The organism is Streptomyces sp. NPDC021562, from assembly GCF_040640875.1.
Taxonomy (GTDB): domain Bacteria; phylum Actinomycetota; class Actinomycetes; order Streptomycetales; family Streptomycetaceae; genus Streptomyces.
Genome location: NZ_JBFACN010000109.1, coordinates 1 through 1,165 on the forward strand (window position 1 = coordinate 1; position 1,165 = coordinate 1,165).

At 39.1% G+C, this 1,165-nt stretch carries 2 protein-coding genes and 1 pseudogene; all 3 read right to left on the reverse strand.

Features of this window, described 5'->3' with window-relative positions; genetic code table 11:
* A pseudogene (locus AB0G52_RS41265) lies at positions 1-156 on the reverse strand (GTPase ObgE); the annotation flags it as partial.
* A gap of 54 nt (positions 157-210) precedes the next feature.
* On the reverse strand, positions 211-762 hold the full coding sequence (locus AB0G52_RS41270; protein WP_285093438.1) for a Spo0B C-terminal domain-containing protein: 552 nt from the start codon (positions 760-762) through the stop codon (positions 211-213).
* A gap of 211 nt (positions 763-973) precedes the next feature.
* The coding region (locus AB0G52_RS41275) for a 50S ribosomal protein L27 (protein ID WP_361344476.1) at positions 974-1,165 on the reverse strand (192 nt) is incomplete at its 5' end.

The window sequence follows — 1,165 nt, forward strand, 5'->3', positions numbered from 1 at the left end:
TAAGCCTTCTTCTACTTCAAAGACTACATCTGCTCCGTTACCGCCATCTCCGCCAGCTGGTCCGCCTTTTGGAACATATTTCTCTCTGCGAAAGGCAACCATTCCATTGCCGCCGTCGCCGCCTTTCACGTAAATCTTGACCTGATCAACAAACATATTACAACTTCCTCCTAAAATAGGCTTCTTCCTCGCCTATGAATCGAAATACAATTAATTGTTATCCTTATGCTGCTTTATTAGTAGCTCGACCGTTAATTCCTCATCAGAGATATCACTTTTTTCCACAAGAAAACTATCTTTCAGCTTCTCCTGCAGGAAATCGATAAGCAGCTTTTTCTCTTCTATTATTCCGCTAAAATCAAAAAACAATCGAGTTTCCGTTAATTGTGGCTCGATTGACACGGAAAGATTATTATCATGGTATTTTTTGATGCTTTTATCCAATACGGAAAAAAATCGGCTCGTCCAGTCAGTCAGTGCAAAGTCTTCTATACAATGACACTTTTGTTCATTAAGCACTTCATATTCCAAACGAAATGAATAGCTTTCCCAATTGGACGTCAAAATTTTAGCCGCAAACGCAGGAAGCTCCAAATTAGAAAGCCTTGCCTCCTGCTGTGCTTCCAAAATGATGTCATCAATGATTTCCTCAACGCGCTCTGTTTTGTTTAATGCCATATTCCCTTTGATAAGTTGGATTTTATTAAGCCAATCATGGCGTACATGTCTTAAAAATTCAATTGTATCCCGGTCTCTGTTCATTATCGTACTCCTACACGGTTATTTAGTGTCAGAAGACTTCTCGTATGTAAGTATAACAAAAAATGAAACGACACGTAAAAATATAGCAAAAAAATGCAAATCTTTTCTTTCAGCACTTAGACAGAAAGCATACATGCTGTCTGTCTAAGTGCTGAAAAACTAAATAAAATAAAAGACTGACTCCAAAAGAGCCAGCCTTTTCATAAGAAACTTATGCTTCTTGTGCTACTGGGTATACGCTAACTTGTTTGCGATCACGGCCTAGACGCTCAAATTTAACGATTCCGTCAACTTTTGCGAATAGTGTATCATCGCCACCACGACCAACGTTAACTCCTGGATAGATTTTTGTACCGCGTTGACGGTAAAGAATGCTTCCACCAGTTACTAATTGACCATCTGC